Source organism: Mycobacterium sp., assembly GCF_035499775.1.
Lineage (GTDB): Bacteria > Actinomycetota > Actinomycetes > Mycobacteriales > Mycobacteriaceae > Mycobacterium.
Genome location: NZ_DATJYB010000471.1, coordinates 1 through 8,055 on the forward strand (window position 1 = coordinate 1; position 8,055 = coordinate 8,055).

At 67.5% G+C, this 8,055-nt stretch carries 7 protein-coding genes; 3 read left to right on the forward strand and 4 right to left on the reverse strand.

Annotated elements, in window-relative coordinates:
- The 3 genes from VML93_RS29235 to VML93_RS29245 form a co-directional block, all read left to right on the forward strand.
- A partial coding sequence (locus VML93_RS29235) for an acyl-CoA synthetase (protein ID WP_325615844.1) occupies positions 1 to 1,621 on the forward strand: 1,621 nt, incomplete at its 5' end.
- Positions 1,622 to 1,646: 25 nt separating this feature from the next.
- A complete protein-coding gene (locus VML93_RS29240) occupies positions 1,647 to 2,483 on the forward strand; it encodes an amidohydrolase family protein (RefSeq protein ID WP_325615852.1) in 837 nt (278 codons plus the stop codon).
- Positions 2,480 to 4,024, forward strand: a complete 1,545-nt coding sequence (locus VML93_RS29245) for an acetolactate synthase large subunit (RefSeq protein WP_325615846.1) — start codon at positions 2,480 to 2,482, stop codon at positions 4,022 to 4,024. Before VML93_RS29240 ends, VML93_RS29245 begins: the two co-directional genes overlap by 4 nt.
- On the opposite strand, the gene VML93_RS29250 is transcribed toward VML93_RS29245, so the two are convergent.
- The 4 genes from VML93_RS29250 to VML93_RS29265 form a co-directional block, all read right to left on the reverse strand.
- Positions 4,010 to 4,729, reverse strand: coding sequence for a serine hydrolase (locus tag VML93_RS29250; protein ID WP_414686480.1), 720 nt, complete (start codon positions 4,727 to 4,729; stop codon positions 4,010 to 4,012). The two genes, VML93_RS29245 and VML93_RS29250, sit on opposite strands and share 15 nt — an antisense overlap.
- A complete protein-coding gene (gene fadD17, locus VML93_RS29255) occupies positions 4,696 to 6,201 on the reverse strand; it encodes a long-chain-fatty-acid--CoA ligase FadD17 (RefSeq protein ID WP_325615856.1) in 1,506 nt (501 codons plus the stop codon). Before fadD17 ends, VML93_RS29250 begins: the two co-directional genes overlap by 34 nt.
- Before the next feature lie 7 nt (positions 6,202 to 6,208).
- Complete coding sequence (locus tag VML93_RS29260; RefSeq protein ID WP_325615848.1) at positions 6,209 to 7,306, reverse strand: acyl-CoA dehydrogenase family protein; 1,098 nt, start codon at positions 7,304 to 7,306, stop codon at positions 6,209 to 6,211.
- Between the two features lie 35 nt (positions 7,307 to 7,341).
- Positions 7,342 to 8,055, reverse strand: a 714-nt coding sequence (locus VML93_RS29265) for an acyl-CoA dehydrogenase family protein (RefSeq protein ID WP_325615850.1), incomplete at its 5' end; no start/stop codon positions are given.

Genomic DNA, 8,055 nt, shown 5'->3' on the forward strand with positions numbered 1-8,055 from the left:
TCTCGCCGAGCACGCCATCGATGCCGTGCCTGACCGCGTCGCCCTGATCTCCGGCGACGAGCAGCTCACCTACGCGCAGTTGGAGGAGAAGGCGAACCGCCTCGCCCACTACCTCATCGACCAGGGCGTCAAGAAGGACGACAAGGTCGGGCTGTACTGCCGAAACCGCATCGAGATCGTGATCGCGATGCTGGGCATCGTCAAGGCCGGCGCCATCCTGGTGAACGTCAACTACCGCTACGTCGAGGGCGAACTGCGCTACCTCTTCGAAAACTCCGACATGGTGGCGCTGGTGCACGAGCGGCAGTACTCCGACCGGGTGGCGAATGTCTTGCCCGAAACCCCCAATGTCAAGACGGTCCTCGTCGTCGAGGACGGCTCAGACAACGATTTCCAGCGCTACGGCGGCGTCGAGTTCTATCAGGCGATCGCCAACAGCTCACCGGAACGCGACTTCGGCGAACGCAGCGCCGATGCGATCTACCTGCTCTACACCGGCGGCACCACCGGCTTCCCCAAGGGCGTGATGTGGCGCCACGAGGACATCTACCGTGTCTTGTTCGGCGGAACCGACTTCGCGACGGGCGAATTCGTCAAGGACGAGTACGACCTCGCCAAGGCTGCCGCCGCCAACCCGCCGATGATCCGCTACCCGATCCCGCCGATGATCCACGGCGCGACGCAGTCGGCCACCTGGATGTCGCTCTTTTCGGGCCAAACCACCGTTCTGGCACCGGAATTCAACGCCGACGAAGTTTGGCGGATGATTCACGAACACAAGGTGAACCTGCTGTTCTTCACCGGCGACGCGATGGCCCGCCCGCTGCTGGATGCACTGCTGAAGGACAACGACTACGACGTGTCGTCGCTGTTCCTGCTGGCCAGCACCGCGGCGCTGTTCTCGCCGAGCATCAAGGAGAAGCTGCTCGAGCTGTTGCCCAACCGGGTCATCACCGACTCGATCGGCTCCTCGGAGACCGGCTTTGGTGGCACCAGCATCGTCGCCAAGGACGCCCCGCACAGCGGTGGTCCCCGGGTGACGATCGACCACCGCACCGTCGTCCTCGACGACGAGGGCAACGAGGTGCAGCCCGGGTCGGGCGTGCGCGGCTTCATCGCCAAGAAGGGCAACATCCCGGTCGGCTACTACAAGGACGAGAAGAAGACCGCCGAGACGTTCCAGACCATCAACGGGGTGCGTTACGCGATCCCCGGCGACTACGCGGTGGTCGAGGAGGACGGCTCGGTGACCATGCTGGGTCGCGGTTCGGTGTCGATCAACAGCGGCGGCGAGAAGATCTATCCCGAAGAGGTCGAGGCGGCGTTGAAGGGCCATCCCGACGTTTTCGACGCCCTGGTGGTCGGTGTGCCCGATCCCCGTTATGGCCAGCATGTGGCGGCCGTTGTGCACGCCCGCCCCGGGTGCCGGCCGTCGTTGGCCGAGCTGGATAGTTTCGTGCGCTCGGAGATCGCTGGATACAAAGTGCCGCGCAGCCTTTGGCTGGTCGACGAGGTGAAGCGGTCGCCGGCTGGCAAGCCCGACTACCGCTGGGCCAAGGAGCAGACCGAGGAGCGGCCCGCCGACGAGGTGCACGCCAGCCACGCGACGACGGGCGCTTGATCAGCTTTCGCTAATGTCGATCGCGATGACGATCGACGTGTGGATGCAGCACCCGACTCTGCGGTTCCTGCGCAGCGACATGTTGGCTTCGCTCCGGCGCTGGACCGGTGGCGCAATCCCGGACACCGACATCCCGATCGAGGCGACGATCGCTTCGATGGACAGCGCCGGCGTCGATCTGGGCCTGCTCAGCGCGTGGCGCGGCCCGAACGGTCAGGACCTGGTATCCAATGACGAGGTCGCCGAATGGGTCCGGTTGCACCCCAACAGGTTTGCCGGCCTGGCCACGGTCGACCTGGATCATCCGATGGCGGCCGTCCGCGAGCTGCGCCGCCGGGTGGGTGACGACAGGTTCGTCGGCCTGCGGGTGGTGCCCTGGCTGTGGAACGCACCGCCGACCGACCGCCGCTACTATCCGCTGTTCGCCGAGTGCGTGCAGTTGGGTGTTCCGTTCTGTACGCAGGTCGGTCACACCGGCCCGCTGCGGCCTTCGGAGACGGGACGCCCGATTCCCTACATCGACCAGGTGGCCCTCGACTTCCCCGAACTGGTCATCGTGTGCGGTCACGTCGGCTACCCGTGGACCGAGGAGATGGTCGCCGTCGCCCGCAAGCACGAGAACGTGTACGTCGACACCAGTGCTTACACCATCAAGCGGCTCCCGCAAGAACTGATCAGCTTCATGAAAACCGGTACGGGACAACGCAAAGTCCTGTTCGGCACCAACTACCCGATGATCGCCCACGGACACGCCCTGGCCGGGCTCGACGAACTCGGCCTCACCGACGAGGCACGCCGCGACTTCCTGCGCGGCAACGCCGAGCGCGTCTTCACCTTCGCCAACCGAAAGGCAGACATATGAACGGCGCCCAGGCTCTGATCAACACTTTGGTCGACGGCGGCGTCGACGTGTGCTTCTCCAACCCCGGTACGTCGGAGATGCACTTCGTCGCGGCGCTGGACACCGTCCCACGCATGCGGGGCGTGCTGGCCCTGTTCGAGGGGGTGGCCACGGGCGCGGCCGACGGTTACGCGCGGATGGCCGACAAGCCGGCGGCGGTGCTGCTGCACCTCGGCCCCGGCCTGGGCAACGGGCTGGCCAACCTGCACAACGCGCGACGCGCCCACGTGCCGATGGTGGTAGTGGTCGGCGACCACGCCACCTACCACAAGAAGTACGACGCCCCACTGGAATCCGACATCGATGCACTCGCCGGCACCGTCTCGGGCTGGGTGCGCCGCAGCACTGACGTCGGCGACGTCGGGGCCGATGCCGCCGAGGCGATCGCGGCGAGCCGGGCGGGCTGCTACATCTCGACGCTGATCCTGCCGGCCGACACATCCTGGTCCGACGGCGGTGAGACCGCCTCCGTGCCAACGTATTCCGCCGACGCCACGGTGGATGTGGGGCCGGCGGCCGAGGTGCTGCGCTCCGGAGAACCGACGATGCTGCTGATCGGTGGAGACGCCACGCGGGCACCGGGGCTGGCCGCGGCCGCGCGGATCGCCGAGGCGACCGGGGCGCGCTGGTTGTGCGAGACGTTCCCGACGCGGCTGGAACGCGGCGCCGGCGTCCCCGCCGTCGAACGGCTCCAATACTTCGCCGAGGCCGCCGCGGCGCAACTAGACGGTGTCAAACATCTGGTGCTGGCGGGCGCCAAGTCGCCGGTGTCGTTCTTCGCCTACCCGGGGATGCCCAGCGACCTGGTGCCGGCCGGCTGCGAAGTGCATATGCTCGCCGAATACAGCGGTGCCGCAGCCGCTTTGGCCGCACTGGCCGACGAGGTGGCCCCGGGGACGGTCGCCCCGGTGGCCGCTGCGTCGCGTCCGCAGCTGCCCACCGGTCCGCTGACGTCCGCAGCGGTGGCCGACGTGGTCGGCGCGCTACTGCCGGAACGGGCGGTCGTCGTCGACGAGGCGAACACCTCAGGGGTGACGCTTCCTGCCGCCACCGCCGGCGCCCCGGCCCATGACTGGTTGACGCTGACCGGCGGCGCTATCGGCTACGGCATCCCGACGGCGGTCGGTGCGGCGGTCGGCGCGCCGGACCGTCCGGTGTTGTGTCTGCAATCGGACGGGTCCGCGATGTACACGATTTCGGGATTGTGGACACAGGCCCGCGAGAACCTGAACGTCACCACCGTCATCTACAACAACAGCGCCTACGACATTCTGCGGATCGAGTTGCAACGCGTCGGCGCCGGATCCACCCCGGGTCCGAAAGCGCTCGATTTGCTTGATTTATCCCGTCCCGCAATGGATTTCGTCAAGATCGCCGAGGGCATGGGGGTTCCGGCGCGGCGGGTCGGCACCGCGGAGGAGCTCGCCGACGCCCTGCGCGCGGCCTTCAGCGAGCCAGGACCGCACCTGATCGATGCGATAGTGCCGTCACTGCTCGGGTGACACAAGTTCGGGAAGGTGGCCGACCAGCCAGTCCGTCAGCCGGTTCAGCACATCGACTCCGGCGTCGAACGTCTGCGCCTCGGCGGCCAGGGCCAGGCCCACGTTCCCGGTACTCGCGGCCGCCATCCCGAATTGCCGCACCAGGTAGTCACGCCCCGTACGGCCGGGACCCCAACCGCCCTTCGCGGCCATGCCTTTGCCGGCCAGCCCCCAGCGGTGACCGGCGGTGAGGCGCTGCATCAGGTCGATGACGGGGGAGGCGCCGGGGATGCCCGGCAGCTGCGCGGCGAATTGCGCCTGTCGGGCCAGCGACCAGTCGGTTTGGCCGAATGGAGTGAAACCGGGCCGAACCCGCTGCGACTCGACGACGGTGGCGTTGTCCCCGCATTCCGAGATGACGGCCTGCACCTGCCGGGCCGCGGCCTCGCCCAGCTGGGACCACAACTCCTCAGAGGCGGCGTTGTCGGATTCGGTAATCGCCTTGACTGCCAAGTCTTCTGCGCCTTCCCGAGCATTGCGCAGCGCCGCGATCGCCAGCGGCACTTTGATCGTCGACCAGGCGACGCCGGTCGCCCACGAGCCAAGCGAATAGACCTCGTCCGCAGCCGCGATGGCGATACCGACGGTCGCCGGGACTTTGCCGGAAAACTCGTCGAAGCTCGCGCGCAGCGCTACCGGCGAATCGGCCATACCGGATCGCCGCATTCGACTCCGTCCGCCGACAACTGTCGTTTGAGCACCTTGAAGGTCGCCGTGCGCGGCATTTCGGCGCTGATGCGGACGTACGACGGCCACTGCTTGGGCCCGAGGTCCGGTTGCTCGGCCAGGAAGGCACGGAATTTCTCGGCGTCGAATTCGGTGCCGTGCGCCATCACCAGCGCGGCCATCACCTGGTCGCCGACCACCGGATCGGGCACCGGATACACCGCTACCTCCGTCACGTCGGGGTACCTCAGCAACACCCGCTCGATCGGCGCGGTCCCGAGATTTTCGCCGTCGACCCGCATCCAATCGCCAAGCCGCCCCGCGAAATACGCATAGCCGTCCACATCGCGGTAGGCGAGGTCGCCACTGTGATAGATGCCGCCGGCCATCCGCTCGGCGTTGGCGGCCTCGTCGTTGTAGTAGCCCTCGAAGCCGCCGGCCCCGGTGGTGTTCACCAGTTCGCCGGCGACCCCCGGCGGGCAGGGCTCGCCGGTTTCCGGGTCGATGATCTGCACCCCTTCGGGTAGCGGGCCCAGTGAGCCGGCCGGGGTGTCCGGGGTGCGGGCGATGGCCACTCCGAGCTCGGTCGAACCGAAACCGTCCTGAACCAGGCAGCCGAACCTCCGTCCGAACCGCTCGATGTCTCTGGGCACGCCCTCGTTGCCGTACACCGCCCGCAGCGGGTTGTCCGCGTCGTCGGGCTGCTCGGGTGTGGTGAGCACATACGACAGCGGCTTGCCAACGTAGTTGGCGTAGGTGGCGCGGTAGCGGCGCACGTCGGGCAGGAAGTTGGACGCAGAGAACTTGCGCCGCAACGCCATTGATCCGCGGCAGGCCACCGACACAGCCCAGCCGACCAGCAGCGCATTGGAATGGAACAACGGCATCGACACATAGCAGACGTCGGCGGCGCCGAGATTGAAGCGCAGGGTAATCCCCGCGCCGGCCGTCGCGACCTTGCCGTGGCTGACCTTCACCGCCTTGGGCTCACCGCTGGTGCCCGAGGTGAAGATCAGCATGAAAAGGTCCGCGGGCGTAGCGGATCGGAAATGCAGCTGGGCATCCCGTTGTGCGGCCAGCTCGTCGGCCCACCCGGCGGAGTCGACGTTGACGTGGCCGATATCACCCAGTGCCGCAGCAGATTTCGAATCAGTCAGCACGAGCTGGCAGTCGGCGTGGCTGATGTCACGGGCCAGCGACGCGCCGCGGCGCACCGGATTGAGTCCTACCGGCACGATCCCGGACAGCCCGGCGGCGACCAGCATCGCCGAGAAGAACGGTGTGTTTTCCAGCAGGACGCCGACATGCGGCGGCCGTGCCGGGTCGAGGCGTTCGCGCAGTGCGGCCGCCATAGCGGCGCCGTGCCGGAGGTGGTCGCGCCAGCTGGTGAATGAGTCCTCGAAATAGACACCGCGATCATCGATTTCGGCCAGCGGCCGCAGCAGGCCGGTGACCGTCGGCGCGGTTGGAATAGGTTGGTTAGGCAGGGGTTTCCGCCAATTCGCGACCGATCCGGCGCAGTTGCCCGGTGGCACCGCCGAGCGCGAACTCGGTCTCTTTGGCGGCCAGGAAATAGCGGTGTACCGGGTGATCGGTGTCGACGCCGACGCCGCCGTGCACGTGCACGATGGTGTGGGCCACCCGGTGTCCGGCGTCGGCGGCCCAGAACGCCGCGGAGGCCACGTCGATTTCCGCGGGGATGTCCTCAGAGACCCGCCAGGCGGCCTGGGTCAGCGTCAGCCGCAATCCCTTGACGTCGATATACCCGTCGGCCAGCCGCTGCCCCACCGCCTGGAAGCTGCCGATCGGGCGGTCGAATTGCTCACGGGTGCGGGCGTATTCGGCGGTCATCTGCAATCCACGCTCGAGCACTCCCAGCTGGAACGCGCTGCGGCCCAGCGTGGAAATCGTACGAAGCCAGGGAACGATTTCGCCGCCGCCGACCTGGCGCGCGGCGTCGACCTCGGTCCCGTCCAGCGCCAAGTGTCCGACGCTGCCCAGGCCGGTGGTGTCCAGCGCCGTCACCGTGACCCCCGGGTCATCGGCGGCGACCAGGAAAACGGCTGTGCCGGAATCGCTTTCGGCAGGAACCAGAAACGCGTCCGCCACCGGGCCATAAAAGACCTGAGTCCGACTGCCGGTGAGTCGGAAGCCGGCGCCGGAGGGGGCCGCCTGCACCGGACCCTCGCCCATCTCGCCGTCCAGGGCCACGGTCAGGATCTTCCCGCCGTTGACCGCCGGCACGCCCCAGCTTTGCTGCAGTTCCTCGGAACCGAACCGGGCCAGCGCCCCGGCGGCCAGCACCACCGACTCCAGGTAGGGCACCGCGGCCAGTTGGTGTCCGAGTGCCACCAGGATCGCAACCTGCTCGAGGACCCCGAAGCCGTCGCCGCCCAACTGGGTGGCGGTCGCGCTGGTCAGGATGTCGCTGTCGATGAGCTTGCCCCACAGCTGACGGTCGAACCGCTGATCCAGCTTGTCCAACTCACGTTGATGCTCGTTGGTGCACACCGAGTCGACGATGGTGTCGACCAGGCCACCGAGGTCGTTGGCGGCTTCGGTTGTCGTGAAATCCATCGATTCCCGTCCTTTTGGAATTCCATTGAGAAGTTTCAGCGGTTGGCTCGGGGCAGTCCGAGCGCGACCATGCCGATGATGTCGCGCTGGACTTCGTTGGTGCCGCCGCCGAAGGTCAGGATCAGGCACGCCCGGTGCATCCGCTCCACTCGGCCGCGCAGTAGCGCGCCGGGGGAGTCTTGACGCAGCGTCGCGGCGGTACCCAGCACCTCCATCAGCAGCCGGTAGGCCTCGGTGGCCAGTTCGGTACCAAAGACTTTGGCCGCCGACGCGTCGGCCGGCGACAAAGTGGCACTGTCCGATGACGCCAGTTCCCAGTTGATCAGCTTGAGCACCTCGGCCTTGGCGTGTACGCGCGCCAGGTTGAGCTGCACCCACTCCGAGTCGATCAGCCGGGCCCCGCTGGAGTCCTTCGTGTTCTGCGCCCACTCGCGAACCTCGCGCAGGGCCAGGAAGATCGGTTGCGGCGAGACCAGGGCCACCCGCTCGTGGTTGAGCTGGTTGGTCACCAGCTTCCAGCCGCCGTTCTCCTCGCCGATCAGGTTGGTCACCGGGACGCGCACGTCGGAGTAATAGGTGGCGCTGGTGTCCACGCCGGCCATGGTGTGCACCGGTGTCCAGGAAAAGCCCTCCGCCGTCGTCGGCACGGCCAGCATCGAAATGCCGCGATGCTTCTTGGCCTCCGGGTTGGTACGCACCGCCAGCCACACCCAGTCCGCGTACGCGATCAGGCTGGTCCACATCTTCTG

What these genes read in the sequence shown, in the direction of transcription:
- VML93_RS29260 (WP_325615848.1), bottom strand. Translation starts at nt 7,306, where the DNA reads ATGGATTTCACGACAACCGAAGCCGCCAACGACCTCGGTGGCCTGGTC.
- VML93_RS29250 (WP_414686480.1), bottom strand. Translation starts at nt 4,729, where the DNA reads ATGCGGCGATCCGGTATGGCCGATTCGCCGGTAGCGCTGCGCGCGAGC.
- VML93_RS29240 (WP_325615852.1), top strand. Translation starts at nt 1,647, where the DNA reads ATGACGATCGACGTGTGGATGCAGCACCCGACTCTGCGGTTCCTGCGC.
- VML93_RS29245 (WP_325615846.1), top strand. Translation starts at nt 2,480, where the DNA reads ATGAACGGCGCCCAGGCTCTGATCAACACTTTGGTCGACGGCGGCGTC.